Source organism: Methyloversatilis discipulorum, assembly GCF_018780585.1.
Classification (GTDB): Bacteria; Pseudomonadota; Gammaproteobacteria; order Burkholderiales; family Rhodocyclaceae; genus Methyloversatilis; species Methyloversatilis discipulorum_B.
Genome location: NZ_JADMJL010000034.1, coordinates 50517 through 70464, shown reverse-complemented (window position 1 = coordinate 70464; position 19948 = coordinate 50517). Strand labels below are relative to the sequence as shown.

The 19948-nt window shown below is 68.5% G+C and carries 11 protein-coding genes; 4 read left to right on the top strand and 7 right to left on the bottom strand.

Translation table 11 applies throughout. The annotated features are described in order from the left end of the window. Nucleotides 1-8: 8 nt before the first annotated feature. Nucleotides 9-1226, bottom strand: a complete 1218-nt coding sequence (locus IV112_RS14970) for an MdtA/MuxA family multidrug efflux RND transporter periplasmic adaptor subunit (RefSeq protein WP_304004558.1) — start codon at nucleotides 1224-1226, stop codon at nucleotides 9-11. A gap of 393 nt (nucleotides 1227-1619) precedes the next feature. Between IV112_RS14970 and IV112_RS14965 the strand changes: the two genes are divergently transcribed. Then, nucleotides 1620-2873, top strand: a complete 1254-nt coding sequence (locus tag IV112_RS14965) for an MFS transporter (RefSeq protein ID WP_304004555.1) — start codon at nucleotides 1620-1622, stop codon at nucleotides 2871-2873. Nucleotides 2874-2913: 40 nt separating this feature from the next. Further along, a complete protein-coding gene (ggpS, locus tag IV112_RS14960; RefSeq protein WP_304004552.1) occupies nucleotides 2914-5178 on the top strand; it encodes a glucosylglycerol-phosphate synthase in 2265 nt (754 codons plus the stop codon). Nucleotides 5179-5278: 100 nt separating this feature from the next. On the opposite strand, the gene IV112_RS14955 is transcribed toward ggpS, so the two are convergent. From IV112_RS14955 to IV112_RS14935, 5 genes are all read right to left on the bottom strand, one after another. Next, nucleotides 5279-6742: an efflux transporter outer membrane subunit gene (locus IV112_RS14955; RefSeq protein WP_304004550.1), complete on the bottom strand. Its 1464-nt coding sequence runs from the start codon at nucleotides 6740-6742 to the stop codon at nucleotides 5279-5281. Beyond that, nucleotides 6723-9869, bottom strand: a complete 3147-nt coding sequence (locus tag IV112_RS14950) for an efflux RND transporter permease subunit (RefSeq protein ID WP_304004548.1) — start codon at nucleotides 9867-9869, stop codon at nucleotides 6723-6725. The genes IV112_RS14955 and IV112_RS14950 overlap by 20 nt, the downstream gene beginning before the upstream one ends. A gap of 9 nt (nucleotides 9870-9878) precedes the next feature. Continuing rightward, a complete protein-coding gene (locus IV112_RS14945; protein ID WP_304004545.1) occupies nucleotides 9879-11102 on the bottom strand; it encodes an efflux RND transporter periplasmic adaptor subunit in 1224 nt (407 codons plus the stop codon). A 235-nt stretch (nucleotides 11103-11337) separates the two neighbouring features. Then, nucleotides 11338-11799, bottom strand: coding sequence for a DUF1854 domain-containing protein (locus tag IV112_RS14940; protein WP_304004542.1), 462 nt, complete (start codon nucleotides 11797-11799; stop codon nucleotides 11338-11340). Continuing rightward, nucleotides 11796-14057: an ABC transporter ATP-binding protein gene (locus IV112_RS14935; protein WP_304004539.1), complete on the bottom strand. Its 2262-nt coding sequence runs from the start codon at nucleotides 14055-14057 to the stop codon at nucleotides 11796-11798. Before IV112_RS14935 ends, IV112_RS14940 begins: the two co-directional genes overlap by 4 nt. A 243-nt stretch (nucleotides 14058-14300) precedes the next feature. Here IV112_RS14935 and IV112_RS14930 point away from each other — a divergent pair, with 243 nt between their 5' ends. After that, nucleotides 14301-16481: a cyanophycin synthetase gene (locus IV112_RS14930; RefSeq protein WP_304004535.1), complete on the top strand. Its 2181-nt coding sequence runs from the start codon at nucleotides 14301-14303 to the stop codon at nucleotides 16479-16481. 20 nt (nucleotides 16482-16501) lie between these two features. After that, entirely contained in the window at nucleotides 16502-19081 is a 2580-nt protein-coding gene (gene cphA, locus IV112_RS14925; protein WP_304004532.1) for a cyanophycin synthetase, read from the top strand. On the opposite strand, the gene IV112_RS14920 is transcribed toward cphA, so the two are convergent. Then, on the bottom strand, nucleotides 19070-19948 hold the full coding sequence (locus IV112_RS14920; RefSeq protein WP_304004590.1) for a nitrate- and nitrite sensing domain-containing protein: 879 nt from the start codon (nucleotides 19946-19948) through the stop codon (nucleotides 19070-19072). The genes cphA and IV112_RS14920 overlap by 12 nt on opposite strands.

Genomic DNA, 19948 nt, shown 5'->3' with positions numbered 1-19948 from the left:
GTGCCGCTTCACTGCGCCGGCGGCGGGCCACGACGACCCGGCGCGCTGCCATTGCCGGCACGCGGCGCGGATGGAGTGTCGTCGAGCTTCACCTTGTCACCTTCGCGCAGGCGGTCCACACCGTCGGTCACGACGCGCTCACCGGGCTGCAGGCCTTCTGTCACCTGCTGCAGTTCGCCTTCGAGCACGCCGGTCTTCACCGGCCGCATCACTGCGGTCAGGTCGTCGCCGACCACATAGACGAAAGGTCCGCTGGCGCCGCGCTGTATCGCCGACACCGGCACGACGATGGCGTCGGCGATCGTGTCGACGCGCAACTTCACGTTGACGAACTGGTTCGGAAACAGTGCGCCGTCTCGGTTATCGAACATCGCCTTGGCTTTCACGGTGCCGGTGGAGACGTCGATCTGGTTATCCAGGATGCGCAGCGTGCCGGTCGCCAGCACGGTGCGGTTGTCGCGGTCGCGCGCCTCGACCGGCAGGCCACCGCGCGCGATGGCACTGCGCACCGCGACCAGTTGCGGCTCGGGCAGCGCGAACACGACCGAGATCGGCGCATCCTGCGTGATGGTAAGCAGGCCGTCGGCGTCGGAGCTGCGCACGATGTTGCCGGGCGTGGCCAGACGCAGGCCGACGCGGCCGCTGATCGGCGCCGTGATGCGGGCGTACTGCAGCGACAGCCGGGCGCTGGCGATGGTGGCGTCGTCGGCCAGCACGGCCGCTTCGTACTGCCGCACCAGGGAGCGCTGGTTGGTCACCTGCTGGGCGGCGATCGAATCCTGTGTCAGCAGCGTTTCGTAGCGCGCCAGATCCTCCTTCGCATTGGCCAGCAGCGCCGCATTGCGCGCCTTCGCCGCTTCACCCTGCGCCAGTTCGACCTGGAATGCACGCGGATCGATCTGCGCCAGCAGATCGCCCTTCTTCACCCGCTGCCCTTCGGTGAAGTGCAGCGACTGCAGCTCGCCCTCGACCCGGCTGCGCACCACCACGCTCTCGATCGGCGTCACGGTGCCCAGCGCGACCAGATGCACCGGCAGATCGGTGCGCTGCGCCAGCGCACTGCCGACCCGCGTATCGCCACCGAAGCGGCGTGCGCCACCCGGAGGCCCGCCCGGCGGGCCGCCGGGCCTCATCCCGGGGGGGCCGCCCTCGCCGTCGGCCGGCTTGGTGCGTTCGTTGGCGTAGAACCAGCCGGCGGTCAGGCCGGCCAGCAGAAGCAGCATCATGATCCAGGGCCAGCGCGGCTTGCGCGTGGCCGGAGCGGCATCGTGTCCGTGTGTGGTCATCGGGATGGAAGGACGTTGTTGGGTACGACAGACGGTCGAGACCCGATCATTATTGTGGGTGCCTGTTAATCGAAACGCTGCCTGAGGCGGCGGCAGGTGAATGCAGTGTAAACGGCGACGACAAAGCTGCGTCCGCGGGTGAGTGGAGCGTGCGACGGGTCGGCGAGTTCCTACAGACCTGCGATCGCCCTGCGGCTATCCTCGTGGGCTCCCAAGCAGCCAGTGCCAGTACTTCTTCAGCGCGGCCTTTCGTGACAGGCGGGCACCGCAGCCCGTCGCCCGGCATCACCCAGCGTCCGGTCGCTTCCCCTCCATACAAGCGGAGTCGAAGCCTTGTTCGTCCATCTTGCACCGCTCGCCGCCCTGCTCGGCGGCGTCGCCCTGCTGCTGCTCGGCAGCGGCCTGCTCACCACGCTGCTCGCCGTGCGCGGCGGCATCGAAGGATACGGCAGCCCTTTCATGGGCCTGCTCGGCTCGCTGTTCTTCGCCGGCTTCCTGATCGGCACCCGCGTCGCGCCGGCATTGATCCGCCGCGTCGGCCACGTACGCGCCTTCGCCTTCTTCACCTCGGCGGTGGCCTGCAGCGTGCTGCTGCACGAAATGTGGGTATCGCCGTGGGTGTGGGCGCCGGTGCGCCTGCTCACCGGCATCGCCATGGTCGGGCTGTACGCCATCGTCGAAAGCTGGCTCAACAGCCAGGCCGCACCGGCACAGCGCGCCCGTGTGTTCGCGATATACATGGGCGTGAATCTCGGTGCACTGGCGCTGGCCCAGCAACTGCTGCACGTCGGCGACGCCGGCACGCACACCCTGTTCGTACTCGCCGCGCTGCTGGTGTGCGCGGCCGTGATGCCGGTGGCGGCGACGCGACTGAGCCAGCCGCAGATCGACAACGCTGCTGCTCCGGCGCTGCGCAGCCTCTACCGCAAGGCACCGATCGCCTTCGACGCCGCCTTCGCCTCCGGCCTCGCGATGGGCGCCTTCTGGGGGCTGGGTGCGGTGTGGGCCGACCGCAGCGGCTTGGGCGCGTCGGGCGTGGCCGCCTTCATGAGCGCGACCATCGTCGGCGGCGCGCTGTTCCAGTGGCCGCTGGGCCTGCTGTCCGACCGCCACGACCGCGGCCGCGTCATCACGCTGGTAGCCTTTGCCGCCGCACTGCTGGCGCTGCTGCCGATGTTCGCGCTGCCCTTCGGCGCCGACGCGACGGCGACCGCCGGCCTGCTCTACGGCGGCTTCGCGTTCGCGCTCTATCCAATGGCGATGGCGCGCCTGATCGACCGGCTCGACCCGCACGAAGTGCTGGCCGGCAGCAGTGGACTGCTGCTGGTGCATGGCATCGGCGCCGCGCTCGGCCCGCTGGCCGCCGGCCTGGCGATGGCCATGCTGGGGCCCGATGCACTGCCGATGTGGTTCGCGCTGACCCAGGGCGTGCTGGCGCTGCTCACGTCCTCGCTGCTGCGCCGCGTGCCAGCGCAGATCGCGCTGCAGACGCGCTTCCTGCCCATGGTGCGCACCACCTCGACCGCCTTCGAACTGGCCGGCACCGCCCGCCACGATACCGACACATCCACCACGGAGACCCGCTGAACCTCACCCCATCTTTCAACCTTGCCACAGGGAGTACGACATGCTCATTGCTACCGATCTGGACGGCACCTTTCTTGCCGGCGATACGGACGCGCGCCAGCAGCTCTATCAACTGATCACCAACGATCCGGACATCACGCTGGTGTTCGTGACCGGGCGCGGCCTCGAAGCCGTGCTGCCCCTCCTGTCTGATCCGGCCATCCCGGTGCCGCATTACGTCATTGCCGACGTTGGCGCCACCGTCGTCGACGGCCGGACCCGACAGGCCGTGCAGCCGCTGCAGGCCGATATCGACGCGCTGTGGCCTGGCGAACGGGCCGTGAGCGAAGCCCTGCAGGGCATTCCCGGCCTGCAGCGGCAGGAGGTGCCGCAACAGCGACGCTGCTCCTACTTCTGCGACAGCGACGCGGTGACCGATGACCTGCGCCGCATCGCCCACGAACTGAACTGCGATCTGCTGTACTCGGCCGACCGCTATCTGGACTTCCTGCCGCGCGGCGTGAACAAGGGCAGCACCTTGCGCCGGCTGGTGCATGACCTCGGCGTCGACATGCATCAGGTTCTGGTTGCCGGCGATACGCTGAACGACCTGTCGATGTTCGAACAGGGCTTCCGCGGCGTCTGCGTCGGCGAATCGGAAGCGGCGCTGCTGGCCGCCACCGCCGACCGCACGCGTGTGCTGCATTCGCGCCGCGTCGGCTGCGCCGGCATCCTCGAAGCACTCGACTTCTTCCGCTTCGTCGACCGCGCACTGCTGCTGCCGCCCGGCAGCGACACCATGGCGCCCTGCGGCAAGTCGGAGCTGGTCATCGTCTATCACCGCCTGCCGTACGAAGAGGCGATCGACGAAGACGGCACCATCCTGCGCCGGCCGCACCGCTCGCCGAACGGCATCATCCCGACCCTGCTGAGCTTCTTCGCCGACGGCCGCAAGGGCTCGTGGATCGCCTGGTCGAGCGCACACGCGGGCGACGCCCGCTTCGAAACGCACACCACAGTCGATCGCGAACAGTACCCCGGCCTGCGCTGCGCCCGCGTCGAACTGTCGTCGCAGGACGTGGACATCTTCTACAAGCGCTTCTCGAAGGAGGCCTTCTGGCCGACGCTGCATACCTTCTGGGAACGCGCGCAGTTCCGCGAAGACGACTGGCAGGTGTTCCTGAAGGTGAACCGGCTGTTCGCCGAACGCACCGCGGCCGAGGCCGCCCATGGCGCCACCGTCTGGCTGCACGACTACAACCTGTGGATGGTGCCGGCGGCGCTGCGCGAACTGCGGCCGGATCTGAAGATCGCCTTCTTCCACCACACCTATTTCCCGTCCGCCGACGTGTTCAACGTGATGCCCTGGCGGCGCGACATCGTCGGCAGCCTGCTGCAGTGCGACTACATCGGTTTCCACATTCCGCGCCAGGCGGAGAACTTCGTCGACGTCGCGCGCGGCGTGGCGCCGCTGCGCGTGCTGGAAACGAAGAACTGCGCGCCGCGTTTCCTCACCTACGGCTGCGCGGTCGGGCTGGACGAGATGACGACGGCGATCGAGGTGCATGGCCGGCGCATCGGCATCGGCGCCCATCCGGTCGGCCTGGATGTCGGCCGCATCGGCCGCATACTGGCCGACGCGCAGAGCGCCCGCCTGATGGACCGGCTGCGCCGCGAAATGACGGGCCAGCGCGTCATCCTGTCGGTCGAACGACTGGACTACACCAAGGGCACGCTGGAGAAGCTGCTCGCCTTCGAACAGCTGCTCGAACAGAACGAGGAGCTGCGGCAGAAAGTGACGCTGATCGCCGTATGCGTGCCCGCAGCGAGTGAAATGACCATCTACGACACGCTGCAGACGCAGATCGAACAGGCGGTCGGCCGCATCAACGGACGCTTCTCGCGTGTCGGCTGGACACCGGTGCAGTTCTTCTTCCGTCCCATCCCCTTCGCCGAACTGGTGGCCTACTACGCCATCGCCGACGTCATGTGGATCACGCCGCTGCGCGACGGGCTCAATCTCGTGTCCAAGGAGTATGTCGCCACCCAGGGGCTGATGCAGGGCGGTGGCGTGCTGGTGCTGTCGGAATTCGCCGGCGCGGCAGCAGAGTTGCACGGCGCGATACTGACCAATCCGCACGACCGCAATGACCTGCGCGACAAATGTCTTTACGCGCTGAACATCCACCGTGCCGAAGCCGAGTCACGGCTGCGCGAGCTGTTCGCCATCGTCCAGCACAACGACATCGTGCGCTGGGGTGCGGAGTTTCTGGCGGCGGTGGAAACGGCCAGCGAACCTCCTCTGCAGACGGTGATGGCGGCCTGAGGCGCAGTCGGCGAGACCGGCGGGAGGCACTGACCGTTTCAGCAAAAAAAAGCGCGGGACAAGCCCGCGCGCAAATTCCTAGGAGGAGGAAAGGAATTCTTCAGCGTGAGGCGGTCGGGACGTTCTCCAGCTTCTCGTCGTCACCACCGGTCTCGATGCGGCCGGACCAGCCACCGCCCAGCGCCTGATAGGTGTTGACCAGCGCAGTCACGCGGTCGAGCCGGGTAGCGATGAGCTGGCGCTCGGCCGACAGCTTTTCGCGCTCGGCATCGAGCAGCACGATGCGACCCGCGCGGCCGGCTTCGTAATTCTTCTCGGCGAGGTCGCGTGCCTTGGTCGTGGCGTCATACAGCGTCACCGTCTCGTCCATCGCCTCACGCGCGCCGCGTGCGGCGGACAGCGCGCTCAGCGCGTCGGCGTAGGCCTGGCGGGCTGCCTGCTGATAGGTCTGCGCGATCTGCGCGCGTTCGGCTTCCGACTGCGCAACGATGGCGCGCGTGCTGAGCAGACCGACCAGCGGCTGCGCGATCGCCGCACCGATGTTCCAGGTGCGGGCCGACGACGACAGCAGGCTGCCCAGCGCCGCACTTTCGCCGCCCAGGCCAGCGGTCAGCGATATGGTCGGGAACCACTGCGTGCGCGCCACTTCGACGCTCAGGCTGGCGGCCGCCAGATTGGCTTCTGCCGCGCGCACGTCGGCGCGACGCGCCAGCAGATCGGAGCTGAGTCCAGCCGGAATCTCCGGCTGCACCGCCAGCGTCGACAGCGCCAGACCGCGGTCCGGAATCCGCTCCACCAGTTCGCGCGGCGAACGGCCGAGCAGGACTGCCAGTGCAGTTTCCGCCTGTTCGCGACTGCTGCGCGTGGTGGCCAGAGCAGCGGCCACGCTGGCGCGCTCCGAGCGCGAGATTTCCAGGTCGTAGCGACTGATGGCGCCGCCGGCGAACTGCTTCTCGCGCAGCGACAGCGCGGCGTCGCGCGTGGCCAGCGTCTGCGACAGCAGCGCCTCGTCGGCGTCGAGCGCACGCAGGCTGAAATAGGCGCGTGCCACCTGCGCCGTCACCGACGCACGCAGGCCTTCGAGCGCGTAGCGGCTGGCGGCCAGCTGCTGGCGCGCGACGTCGCGCTGACCGGACAGGCGACCGAACAGATCCAGCTCGTAGGACGCCGAAATGCCGCCGATCACCGTGTTGTACTGGCGCGAGCGGCCCGGTATCGGCCGTTCGTTGCTGTACTGCTGGCGCGAGCCGGACAGCGACAGGCTGGCGTCCGGCAGACGGTTGATGCGCACCAGGTCGAGCGCGGCGCGCGACGACTGCACGCGCTGCACCGCGATCACGACGTCGTCGTTGCGTTCGAGCGCCTCGGCAATCAGCCCGTCGAGTACCGGGTCGCGGAAGCTTTCCCACCAGCGGTCGATCTCGGCCGGCGTGGTCGCGGTCACCGCCGGCAGGTCGAGTTCCGGCGTCGGCTTCGGGTTCAGCGCGCAGGCCGACAGCAGGGCCGCGGCCATTGCGACCGACAGCAGCGTGCGGCGTGCCGGATCAATGATGTGCGTGGACATGGGGCGTCTCCGGCTTGTGCACCTTCAGCTCGTCTTCCGGCGTCGCCAGACGGCGATCGACGATGAGCTTGTAGAAGAGCGGCACGAAAAAGATGGCAAGGAAGGTCGCGGCCAGCATGCCGCCGATGACGCCGGTACCCACCGACACCCGCGCGCCGGCGCCGGCGCCGGTCGAGATGGCCAGCGGCAGCACGCCGAGGATGAAGGCGAGCGAGGTCATCACGATGGGGCGCAGGCGCAGGCGCGCCGCCTCGATCGCCGCGGCGGCGACCGGATAGCCTTCGTGATGCTTCAGCACCGCATACTCGACGATCAGGATGGCGTTCTTCGCCGACAGGCCGAGCAGCGTCACCAGACCAATCTGGAAATACACGTCATTGGTCATGCCGCGCAGCCACACCGCCGCCAGCGCACCGAAGATGCCGAAGGGCATGGCCAGCAGCACCGAGAACGGCAGCGACCACTTCTCGTACTGGGCGGCGAGGATGAGGAACACCATCACCGCAGCCATGATCAGCGCCAGCGCGGCCGCACTCGACACGCGCTTTTCCTGGAAGGCGGCGCCGGTCCATTCATAGCTCATGTCGCCCGGCAGATCCTTCACCAGCCGCTCGACCTCGGCGATGGCCTGGCCGGACGAATAGCCCGGTGCGGCCTGGCCCATCAGCTTCACCGCCGGCAGGTTGTTGTAGCGGTCCACCGTGTCCGGACCCGAGCTGTACTCGACCTTGGCGAAGGCAGACACCGGCACCATGTCGCCGGCCGTGTTCTTCACGTACAGGCGGCCGATGTCCTCCGGCGTGCGGCGGTACTGGCTCTCGGCCGACATCAGCACCTGCCACACGCGGCCGAACTTGTTGAAGTCGTTCACGTAGAAGGTGCCCAGCGTGCCGGCCAGCGTGGTGAACGCGTCGTCCAGCGGAATGCCTAGCGACTTCGCGCGCTCGCGGTCGACATCGACATAGAGCTGCGGCGCGTTCGGTCGCCACAAGGTCTGCAGGCCACCGGCCAGCACCGTGCTCTGGTGCGAGGCGCCGACCAGCGCGCCCATGTTCTCGACCAGGCGCTTGGTGCCGCCATCGCCGCGGTTCTGCAGATAGAACTCGAAGCCGCCGGTGTTGCCGAGGCCGAAGATGGCCGGCGGGTTGAAGGCCAGCACCAGCGCCTCCTTGATGCCCGCGGTCTTGCCGAACAGTTCGCCCACCAGCTGCTGCGTGCTCATCTTCCGCTCGTCCCAGTGCTTCTGGCTGACGAAGATGGTGGCCGCGCTGTTCTTGAAACCGCCGCCGATGAAATCCATGCCGGCGAAGGCCATCACGTGTTCGTTGGCGGGGTTGGACTGGATGGCCTTCATCACCTCGTCCACCACCTTGTCGGTGCGCTCCAGCGTCGCGCCGTCCGGCAGGAAGATGGCGGCGATGTAATAGCCCTGGTCCTCGTCCGGCACCAGCGAACCCGGTGTCTTGCTCCACAGACCGGCGGTGATCACCACCATGCCAATGAACAGCACGACGCCGACCGCTGAGCGGCGGATCATCCAGGTCACGGCGCCGGTGTAGCGGTGGGTGACGCGGGCGAACCAGTCGTTGAACCAGACGAAGATGCGCGCCGTGCTCTTGTGCTCGTTCTTCAGCAGCGCCACGCACAGCGCCGGCGTCATCGTCAGCGCGACCAGGCCGGACAGCACGACGGCGATCGAGATGGTCACCGCGAACTGGCGATACAACTCGCCGGTCAGGCCGCCGAGGAAGGCGATCGGCACGAACACAGCGGTCAGCACGAGCACGATGGCGATGACCGGGCCGGTCACCTCGTGCATCGCCTTCAGCGCCGCTTCGCGAGCGCTCAACCTCTGCTCGTGCATGATGCGCTCGACGTTCTCCAGCACCACGATGGCATCGTCGACCACGATGCCGATCGCCAGCACCATGCCGAACAGCGTGAGCGTGTTGATCGAGTAGCCGAGCACATGCAGGCCGGCGAAGGTGCCGAGCAGCGACACCGGCACCGCCAGCACCGGAATCAGCGTGGCGCGGATGTTCTGCAGGAACACGAACACGACGATGAACACCAGGATCATCGCCTCGCCCAGTGTCTTCACCACCTCCTTGATCGACACCTCGACGAAGCGCGTGGTGTCGTACGGAATGGCGTAGGTCATGCCCGGCGGGAAGCGGGTCGCCATGTCGGCCACCGCGCCCTTCACTTCCTTGGCCACGTCCAGCGCGTTGGCGCCCGGCTGCAGGAACACGCCCATCAGCACCGCCGGCTTGCCGTTGTAGGTGCCGTTGAAGTCGTTGTCTTTGGAGCCCAGCTCGACGCGTGCGACGTCGCGCAGGCGCAGCTTCGTGCCGTCGGCGTTCGAGCGCAGGATGATGTTCTCGAATTCCTCGACCGTGGACAGCCGGCCCTTGGTGGTGATGGTGTAGACCATGTCCTGGCCGCCGCCGGTCGGCGACTGGCCGATCTTGCCGGCGGCGAACTGCGCGTTCTGCTCGCGCAGCGCACCGGCGATCTCGGGCACCGTGACGCCGAGCTGGGTCATGCGGTCCGGGCGGACCCAGATGCGCATCGCGTAGTCCTTGGCGCCGAAGATCTGCACATTGGTCGTGCCGGGAATCTTCTTGATGTTGTCGAGCACGTTCAGCGTGACGTAGTTCGACGTGTAGAGCTGTTCGTGCGTGCCATCCGGCGAGTAGAAGGCCATCACCGCCAGGAAGGCGGACGAACCCTTCTCGACCACCACGCCCTGCCGGCGCACCTCCTCCGGCAGACGCGCATCGGCCTGCTTGACGCGGTTGTTCACGTTCACCGCCGCCTTGTCGGGGTCGGTGCCGATTTCGAAGGTGGCGTAGATTTCGACCACGCCATTCGAGGTCGAGGTCGAGCGCATGTACATCATGCCCTCGACACCGGTGATGACGCTTTCCAGCGGTGCGGCCACGGTCTGCGCGATGGTTTCGGCGGACGCGCCCGGGTACACCGCACGCACCATCACTTCGGGCGGGGCGATTTCCGGGTACTGCGCGATCGGCAGCGTGCGCATGGCAGCGAGGCCGGCCAGCACCAGCAGGATGGAAATGACGAAGGCAAAGATCGGCCTGTCTATGAAGAAGCGCGAAAACATGGCGGCTCCTTACTGCGCGGCCGGTGCCGCAGCACCTGCCGGCGGCTGTGCCGGCGCGGAGCCGTCGTCAATGCGCACCGGCGAGCCGGGCACGAAGATGCGCGCCATGCCATCGACGATGACGCGCTCGCCCGCCTTCAGGCCCTCGCGGATCACCCAGGCATTGCCCAGTTCGCCACCGAGCTGCGCCCATTCGCCGAGCTTGACCGGTCGCGGCTGCGCCAGCGTCTTGCCTTCGGCTTCGGCGATCACGTACACGAACTTGCCGTTCGGGCTGTCGAGCACGGCGCGCTGCGGCACCGCGATCGCGTCCGGGCGGCTGGCACCGGACAGCAGCACGCGCACGAACTGGCCCGGCGACAGCTTGCCGTCCTTGTTGTCGAAGGTGGCACGCAGCGCGAAGGCGCCGGTGCTGGTATCCGCCTTGTAATCCTGGAAGCCGAGCCGGCCGCTGCGCGGGAATTCGGCGCCATCCGAGCCCTTGAGCTTGACCAGGAAGCCTTGCGGATCGAGCTTCAGCGCACCGCGGGCGACTTCGTCGCGGGTACGCAGGTATTCCACTTCGCCGACGCCGAAGTTCACATAAGCCGGGTCGGTCTGCGCCAGCGTGGTGAGCAGGCTGTCGGCGCCGGCCACCGCGAGACTGCCCTCGACCTTCAGCGCACGGCCGGCAACGCCGCCCAGCGGCGCACGCACGTCGGTGTAGCCGAGGTCGATCTGCGCCTGCTGCAGCTGCGCCTCGGCCGCTTTCACGGCGGCACGCGCCAGATCGCGCGTCGATTGCGCGTCGTCGGCTTCCTTGCGGCTGGCCGCTTCGGCCTCCGCCAGCGGCTTCACCCGCGCGTATTCGCGCTCGGCCTGCGCCAGCTGCGCCTTGGCCTGCTCGAGCTGGGCATCGGCAGCGGCGACGCGCGCGCGGTAGGGCGCGGCGTCGAGCCGGTACATCACCTGCCCTTCCTTGATGCGCTGGCCTTCTTCGTACAACCGCTTCTCGACGATGCCGGTCACCCGCGCCCGCACCTCGATCTCGCGCGAACCGGCGACCTGGCCGACGTAGTCGAAGTGCACCGGCACCTCTTGCGGCGTCACGGTGAGCACCTTCACCGCAGCCGGCGGCATGCCGCCATTGGCGTGCTCGCCGCCCTTGTCCTGACCGCAGCCGGCCAGCGCGAGCGCCAGTGCACCTGCTCCCAGCAGGCCCGCAGCCCGAAAGAAATCCGTTCCCTTTTTCATCGCTTATCCCGGAGTAACGCGCAGTCGGCGCCGCGCTTGGCAATGATCGATGCGTGGACCGACCACGCAGATACCGGGTCGATTATAAACATACATTCGTGTATGTTTAAAACAACCGAATGAAAAAAACTTTCATTACGCTCACGACGAGTGAAGGCCTCGCGTCACGACGTGCGAATGGGAGGAAAGCCGATTCTGCGCCTGCGGGGCAGCGCGGTGGCACCCCGCGGCGTGGTCAGAGGAAACGGTCGAGGATGCGCCGGCTGGGGCGGTCGAGCGCCTTCATGTCGGCGACTTCGTAGTGGATGCCGTGGCTGTCGGTGATCAGCAGCCGTGCGCCGTCGAGGCGGCGGATGTCATCCTCGCTGCGCAGCGTGAAGCGGGTGGCGCCGCGGTCGGTCACGATGTCCCAGTCGCAGGGCGTCGAGAAGCTCGATACGCCGGCGATGCTGCGGATGCGCGGCATGAATTCGCGGCGCGAAAGTTCCTCGTCGAGCAGCGCCCGGCTGGTGGCGTCGAGCGCGTCGAGGGCGTCGAACCAGGCCAGTTCGTGGCCGTCGGCCGACATCAGCGCCACGCCCTCGCCCGGCGCCGACAGCGGAAAGGCGCGCACCGGCTGCACGCCGGCATGGCGCTGGCCGGCCGCATCGATCAGGACCAGCAGCCCGTGCGCGTCGCGTTCGAGCGAAATCTTCATGGCAGCGCTCCTTCGGCGGCATCGGCTTCGGCCAGCCGCTGCTGCGCCATGTAGAGCCGGTAGTAGTGACCTTCGCGCGCCATCAGCGCGTCGTGCGGACCGACCTCGACGATCTGGCCGCGGTCGAGCACGACCAGGCGGTCAGCCTTGCGCAGCGTGCTCAGCCGGTGGGCGATGGCCAGCGTGGTGCGGCCCTCGACCAGATTGTCGAGCGCGCGCTGGATCTCCTTCTCGGTCGCGGTATCCACCGACGAGGTCGCTTCGTCCAGGATCAGGATGCGCGGATCGATCAGCAGCGCGCGCGCGATCGAGATGCGCTGGCGCTCACCGCCGGACAGGGTCTGTCCGCGTTCGCCCACCATCGAGTCGTAGCCGTGCGGCAGGCGCAGGATGAACTCGTGCGCGTGCGCCGCCCGCGCCGCCGCGATGATTTCGGCGCGCGTGGCTTCCGGCTTGCCGTAGGCGATGTTGTCGGCGATGGTGCCGAAGAACAGGAAAGGCTCCTGCAGCACCAGGCCGATGTGGCGCCGGTACTCGGCCACCGGCAGCGCGCGGATATCGGTGCCGTCTATCCGTATGCTGCCGCCGGACACGTCGTAGAAGCGGTTGATCAGGTTCACCAGCGTGCTCTTGCCGGAGCCGCTGTGGCCGACCAGGCCGATGAATTCGCCCGGCGCGATGTCGAGATCGACACCGCGCAGCACCGCGCGGTTGCCGTAGCGGAACGCCACGCCGCGCAGTTCGATGCGGCCTTCGACCCGCGCCAGATGCACCGGCCGCGCCGGCTCCGGCACGCTGGAGCCGTGATCGAGGATGTCGAAGATGCGCTTGGCGCCGGCCGCCGCCTTCTGCGTCACCGACACGATGCGGCTCATCGAATCCAGGCGCAGGTAGAAGCGGCTGATGTAGGCGATGAAGGCGGTCAGCACGCCCACCGTGATGTGGTCGCGGCCGACCTGCCAGATGCCGAAGCCCCAGACGAACAGCAGGCCGACCTCGGTCAGCAGCGTCACCGTCGGGCCGAACAGCGACCACACGCGGTTCACCCGGTCGTTGGTTTCGAGGTTGCGCCGGTTGGCGGCCGCGAAGCGGGCGGACTCGCGCTTCTCCTGCGCGAAGGCTTTCACCACGCGGATGCCCGGAATGGTGTCGGCCAGCACATTGGTCACTTCGCCCCAGATGCGGTCCACCTTCTCGAAGCCGGTGCGCAGCCGGTCGCGCACCGTGTGGATCATCCAGGCGATCACCGGCAGCGGCAGCAGGGTCACCAGCGCCAGCCAGGGGTTGATCGAGAACAGCACGACCGCGGTCATGAACAGCATCAGCACGTCGGTCGCGAAATCGAGCAGGTGCAGCGACAGGAACACGTTGATGCGGTCGGTTTCGGCGCCGATGCGCGCCATCAGGTCGCCGGTGCGCTTGCCGCCGAAATACTCCAGCGACTGCCCCATCAGGTGGTTGAAGGTGGTGGTGCGCAGGTCGGCGCCGATGCGCTCGGACACGCGCGCCAATATATAGGTGCGCGCCCACCCCAGCGCCCAGGCGACCAGCGCCGCGCCGAGCAGCCCGGCCAGGTAGGGCCACACCGCCTCCACCGTGATCGGCGTGCCGGTCTGGTGCGGAATGAGCACCTTGTCCATCAGCGGGATGGTCAGGTAGGGCGGCACCAGATTGGCCGCGGTCGACGCCAGCGTCAGCAGGAAGCCGGCAAGCAGCCGCCCGCGGTAGGGCCGGGCGAAGCGCCACAGGCGCAGCAGCGCCCAGGTCGAGGGCGGGCGCGGGGTGCTGCGTTCGCACAGCGGGCACTCGTCGTCGTCCGGCGGCAGCGGCGCCTTGCAGCGCGGGCACAGGCCGTCCTCGTCCTCGACCACGTGGTCGGGGTGGGCCAGCCGCTCGACCTGTCGTGTGTGCTGGTCGGCCAGCCGCAGTGCTTCGGTGTTCAGCGCCAGCGTGTAGCGCCAGGTGGCGAGGCGGCGTTCGCTGTCGTGCAGCGCCAGCGTGCCGACACCGGCATGGTCGTGGTGCTGGAAGTGCTGGCCGGTGGCCAGCGGCCAGCAACGCCACTGCTCACCGGCGCAGGCCAGCAGGCGGCGGTCGGTCAGAACCAGCAGATTCGTTGCGAAATGAAGCCTGTCGTCGAGATCGGTCTGCAGCCAGACCTGAACCGCCTCGCCCGGCTGCAGTTGCGCCGCCAGCCCGCTGCGCCACGCCTGCGGCAGGTCGTCGGGGAGCAGGCGGTCGTCGGTGGCGCGGGTCATCGGGGCGGTTTCGGGCGGCAAGAGTGCGGAAAACAACGCAGGAACCGGGTTCGGCGGCGAGCACGCGCTCGACGACACGGGGCCCGGCGAGGCGGCGGAGTATAGCGCCGGCGACAGGGCCGGAACACGTCGCCGACGCAGGTTCAAAAATAGATGAAAAAGCTGTCAACCAAAGCGCAAAGACGCCGTTAAGCCGATGTTTTCAACAACCTCGGGGCTCCGGACCACCACCGACCCCGCACGATGAGTAAACGCTCGATCGAAATCCTGCGCACCCTCGAACTGCGCGGCCCCAATATCTGGACCTATGTTCCGGCGCTCGAAGTCTGGATAGACATCGGCGAACTCGAAGACTCCCCCTCGAACACCATTCCCGGCTTCGTCGATCGCCTGATCGACTGGCTGCCCGCCCTGCACGAACACACGTGCAGCTACGAAGAGCGCGGCGGCTTCGTCCGCCGGCTGCGCGAAGGCACCTGGCCCGGCCACATCCTCGAACACGTGACGCTGGAACTGCAGAACCAGGCCGGCATGAAGGGCAATTTCGGCAAGGCGCGCGAAACGTCCGAACGCGGCGTGTACAAGGTGGTGGTGATCTCCGGCAACCACACGGTCAGCCGCGCCGCGATACTGGCCGCCCGCGAACTGGTGCTGTCGGCGATGGACGACCGCCCGTTCGACGTCAAGGCAGCCGTTTCGGAACTGCGCGATCTGGTCGACGAACACTGCCTCGGCCCGAGCACCGGCTGCATCGTCGAGGCGGCGCAGGACCGCCGCATCCCGTCGATCCGCCTGAACGACGGCAATCTGGTGCAGCTGGGCTACGGCCGCAAGCTGCGCCGAATCTGGACCGCCGAAACCGACCGTACCGCCGCCATCGCCGAAGGCATTTCGCGCGACAAGGACCTGACCAAGCGCCTGCTCGCCGGCTGCGGCGTGCCGGTGCCGGAAGGCCGCGAAGTCAGCGACGCGGACGACGCCTGGGCGGCGGCCGAGGACATCGGCGTGCCGGTGGTCGTCAAGCCGGCCAACGCCAATCACGGCCGCGGGGTGTCGGCCGAACTGACCACGCGCGAAGAAGTCGCCACCGCCTACGAACTGGCGCGCCGCTACAGCAAGTACGTGCTGGTCGAGCGCTTCATCCCGGGCAACGAACACCGCCTGCTGGTGGTCGGCAAGCAGATGGTCGCGGCGGTCGCCGGCGAAACCGTCTGGATCACCGGCGACGGGCGATCCACCGTCCGCCAGCTGCTCGACAGCCAGATCAACATCGATCCGCGCCGCGGACCGGAGCAGGAATTTCCGCTCGACCTGCTGATTCCCGAACGCGACGCCAAGCTGCGCTTCGAACTGGAGCGCCAGGGCTACAGCGCCGACGCGGTGCCGGCCGACGGCGCCCGCGTGCTGGTGCAGCGCAACGGCAACATCGCCTACGACGTGACCGACCAGGTCCATCCGGACACCGCCCGCCTGGTGGCGCTGGCCGCCCGTGTGGTCGGCCTCGACATCGCCGGCATCGATCTGGTGGTCGAGGACATCCGCCGCCCGCTGCGCGAACAAGGCGGCGCCATCGTCGAAGTGAACGCCGGCCCCGGCCTGCTGATGCACCTGAAGCCGGCCATCGGCGCGCCGCGTCCGGTTGGTCGCGCCATCGTCGATCACCTGTTCGCCACCGCCGACGACGGCCGCATTCCGGTCATCGGCGTCAGCGGCACCCGCGGCAAGACCACGGTCGCCCGGCTGATCGCGCACCTGATGCGCTTTTCCGGCCAGCGCGTCGGCCTCGCCTGCAGCGACGGCCTCTACCTCGACAGCCGCCGCCTCGAAGACGGCGACGCCGCCCGCTTCGAGCCGTCGCAGCGCGTGCTGATGAATCCCGGTGCCGAAGTGGCGGTGATCGAGAACAGCTTCGAAACGATACTGAAGGAAGGTCTGGCCTACGACCGCTGTCAGGTCGGCGTGCTCACCCGCATCGATCCGGAAGCGCATTTCGGCAACTACTACATCGACTCGTCCGACCGCGTGTTCAACGTGCTGCGCAGCCAGATCGACGTCGTGCTGCGCCGCGGCACCGGCGTGCTGAACGCCGACGATCCGCTGCAGGCCGAGATGGCCGATCTGTGCGACGGCGAGGTGATCTGGTACAGCACGCACGCCGACAACGGCATCGTCGCCAGCCACGTGCAGTCCGGCGGCCGTGCGGTCATCGTGCGCGACGGCCAGATCCGCCTGCTCGAAGCCGAGCGCACCGAAGTGCTGTGTCCGCTCGCCAGCCTGCCGCTGACCGACGGCGAACCGCTGCACGCGACCGAAAACCTGCTCGCCGCACTGGCGGCGGCGTGGTCGCTCGGCCTGTCGCCGGCGGCGTTGCGCACCGGCGCCGAAACCTTCGATCCCCCGGTGCCCGTCGCGGTACCGGCCTGAAACACCGCCCGAACGCTTTCATGGACATCACCCGCCTGCGCGCCCTCCGCGGCCCCAATCTGTGGAGCCGCCACACCTGTATCGAAGCCATCGTGTCGTGCTCCGGCGAACACTGTTCGCTGGACGCGATGCCCGGTTTCGCCGAGCGTCTGCGCGCCCTCTTCCCCGGCATCCGGCCGCTGCGCCCGACCGCACGCAGCGGTCCGCTGGCCATGGCCGACGCGCTGGAACTGGCCGCGCTCGGCCTGCAGGCCAGCGCCGGCTGTCCGGTCACCTTCAGCTGCACGATGCAGACGGTGGACGCCGGCGTCTATCAGGTCGTCGTCGAATACACCGAAGAGGCGGTCGGCCGCCTGGCCTTCGAACTGGCCGAACAGCTCTGTCGTGCCGCCGCCACCGGCGGCAGTTTCGACCTCGCCGGCGCGCTGCACCAGCTGCGCGAACTGGACGAGGATATCCGCCTCGGTCCCAGCACCGGCGCCATCGTCGAAGCCGCCGTCGCGCGCGGCATCCCGTTCCGTCGGCTGACCGACGGCTCGTTGGTGCAGCTCGGCTGGGGCAGCCGGCAGCGTCGCATCCAGGCGGCCGAGACCGACCGCACCAGCGCGGTCGCCGAATCGATCGCCCAGGACAAGGAACTGACCAAGGCGCTGCTGCACGCCGCCGGCGTGCCGGTACCGCTCGGCCGCACGGTGAGCGACGTCGACGAGGCGTGGGCCGCCGCGCTCGAAGTCGGTCTGCCGGTGGTCGTGAAGCCGCGCGACGGCAATCAGGGCAAGGGCGTGACGGTGAACATCGTCAGCCGCGAGCACATGGAGATCGCGTTCAACGCCGCCTACGAAATCAGCCGCGAAGTGATGGTCGAGCGCTTCATCCCGGGCGCCGACTACCGCTTCCTGGTGGTCGGTGACCGCGTGGTCGCCGCCGCCCGCCGCGAACCGCCGCAGGTGATCGGCGACGGCAGCCGCACAGTGCGCGAACTGGTCGACGAGGTGAACGCCGACCCGCGCCGCGGCGACGGCCACGCCACTTCGCTGACCAAGATGCGCATCGACGACATCGCGCTCGCTCGCCTGGCCGTCCAGGGCCACTCACCGGACAGCGTGCCGGCGCTGGGCGAACGCGTCGTGCTGCGCAACAACGCCAACCTGTCGACCGGCGGCAGCGCCACCGACGTGACCGACGACGTGCACCCGGAACTGGCGGCGCGCGCGGTCGAGGCGGCGCGCACGATAGGGCTGGACATCGCCGGTGTCGACATCGTCTGCCGCACCGTGCTCAAGCCGCTGGAGGAACAGGGCGGCGGCATCGTCGAGGTGAATGCCGCCCCCGGCCTGCGCATGCATCTGGCGCCCTCCTTCGGCAAGGGACGCGCAGTCGGCGAAGCCATCATGTCGACCATGTTCGGCCCCGGCGACGACGCACGCATTCCGCTGGTCGCCGTCGCCGGCACCAACGGCAAGACGACGACGGTGCGGCTGATCGCCCACCTGATGGCACAGACCGGCCTGCGCGTCGGCATGACCACCACCGACGGCGTGTTCGTCGGCAACGAATGCATCGATACCGGCGACTGCAGCGGCCCGAAGAGCGCGCGCAACGTGCTGGCCCACCCGGACGTCGATGGCGCGGTGCTGGAAACCGCGCGCGGCGGCGTGCTGCGCGAAGGTCTGGGTTTCGACCGCTGTCACGTGGCGGTGGTCACCAATATCGGCAGCGGCGACCACCTCGGCCTCGCCTATATCAATACCGTCGAGGACCTGGCGGTGGTGAAACGGGTGATCGTGCAGAACGTCGCGCCCAAGGGCATGGCGGTGCTGAACGCCGCCGACCCGGTGGTGGCGGCGATGGCCGAGCACTGCCCCGGCTCGATCACCTTCTTTGCGCAGGACCGCACCCATCCGGTCATCGCCACCCACCGCGCCCGCGGCCGCCGCGTCATCTACGTGGACGACGGCGCGCTGGTGGCTGCCGAAGGCAGCAGCGCGGTGCGCATTCCGCTGTCGCAGGTGCCGCTGACCCGTGGCGGCAAGCTGGGTTTCCAGGTCGAGAACGCGATGGCGGCGCTCGGCGCAGCCTGGGCGCTCGGTTTCGACTGGTCGTCCATCCGCGCCGCACTCGCCAGCTTCGTGTCGGACGCGGCGACCGCGCCCGGCCGCTTCAATGTATTCGACTACAAGGGCGCGACGCTGATCGCCGATTACGGCCACAATCCGGACGCCATCAGCGCGCTGGTGCAGGCCATCGACGCGCTGCCGGCGAAGCGCCGCAGCGTGGTCATCAGCGGCGCAGGCGACCGCCGCGACGAGGACATCCGCAAGCAGACGCAGATCCTCGGTGCCGCCTTCGACAGCGTGGTGCTTTACCAGGACCAGTGCCAGCGCGGGCGCAAGGACGGCGAGGTGATCGCGCTGCTGCGTGAAGGTCTGGAGGGCGCGAGCCGTACACGCGAGGTGTGCGACATCAATGGCGAATTCGTCGCCATCGACCACGCGCTCGAACGGCTGGAAGGCGGCGACCTGTGTCTGATCCTGATCGATCAGGTCGAGGAGGCGCTGGCCCACATCGGCCGGCGCGTCGCTGAAAGTTCAGCCGGCTGACACGGCCTGCTGCGCGAGCACACCGCGCAGCGCGTCTTCGCAGCTGGTCATCCAGGCGTAGATGGCGTCGATCGCCGCGGTGGCTTCGGCGAAGTACAGCTCCGCGGTCATCCGGTCGGTCGCGCCGAGCAGATCGCTGCGCAGCAGACCGAGCAGACGGACGATGCGCTCGGTGGCCGGCAGCGCGCCCGGCAGACGGGGCGTGTCGGCGATCGCCTGGTGCATCAGCGACTCGGCGCGCGACGCCAGATACATCAGACGCATGCGCTCGGCCGCCGTGCAGACCCCGCGGGCCGCGGCCGCGCTGCCGACCGCCCTCGCCTGACCCAGCTGCTCGCCCAGCGCCGGCAGCGTGCTGATCCAGGTGCGCAGCAGGCCGCTGCCTGACGACGCGGCAACCGGTGCGATACGGCGATTGCCGACGGCCGCCAGCCAGCCCAGCACGTGCGACACCAGCAGGCTGTGCCGCGTCAGATTCTCGTCGGCACTGATCGCAGCCGGACTGCCGTCCAGCGCGGCACACAACTCCTTCCACTGCGCGTCGAGCAGCGCCAGTTCGTACGGCGTGATGCACGGCCCCTCCAGCGCCATCTCGGCGCGTGCGGTCGTCTCCAGCGCTTCGATGTCGTGCTGCACGGCACGCCGCCGGGCGCGCATCGGCGATTCGAACAAGGCGTCGCCGGCCAGCCAGGCGGTACTCATGCCGCGGTGCTGCTGCAGCGAATGGACAAGCTGCAGCAGCCGCTCGCAATCGCCGAAAGCGCGCTGCGCGTCGTCGCCCGGCGAGCTGTCGCCCGCGCGCTCCGGGCGCAGGAACACCAGCGCCAGGGCGATGGCCAGCGCCAGCAGCACCATGACGAGGGGCAC

Coding starts and splice junctions, on each gene's coding strand:
- IV112_RS14970 (WP_304004558.1), bottom strand. CDS start 1,226: ATGATGCTGCTTCTGCTGGCCGGCCTGACCGCCGGCTGGTTCTACGCC.
- ggpS (WP_304004552.1), top strand. CDS start 2,914: ATGCTCATTGCTACCGATCTGGACGGCACCTTTCTTGCCGGCGATACG.
- IV112_RS14955 (WP_304004550.1), bottom strand. CDS start 6,742: ATGTCCACGCACATCATTGATCCGGCACGCCGCACGCTGCTGTCGGTC.
- IV112_RS14950 (WP_304004548.1), bottom strand. CDS start 9,869: ATGTTTTCGCGCTTCTTCATAGACAGGCCGATCTTTGCCTTCGTCATT.
- IV112_RS14945 (WP_304004545.1), bottom strand. CDS start 11,102: ATGAAAAAGGGAACGGATTTCTTTCGGGCTGCGGGCCTGCTGGGAGCA.
- IV112_RS14940 (WP_304004542.1), bottom strand. CDS start 11,799: ATGAAGATTTCGCTCGAACGCGACGCGCACGGGCTGCTGGTCCTGATC.
- IV112_RS14935 (WP_304004539.1), bottom strand. CDS start 14,057: ATGACCCGCGCCACCGACGACCGCCTGCTCCCCGACGACCTGCCGCAG.
- IV112_RS14930 (WP_304004535.1), top strand. CDS start 14,301: ATGAGTAAACGCTCGATCGAAATCCTGCGCACCCTCGAACTGCGCGGC.
- cphA (WP_304004532.1), top strand. CDS start 16,502: ATGGACATCACCCGCCTGCGCGCCCTCCGCGGCCCCAATCTGTGGAGC.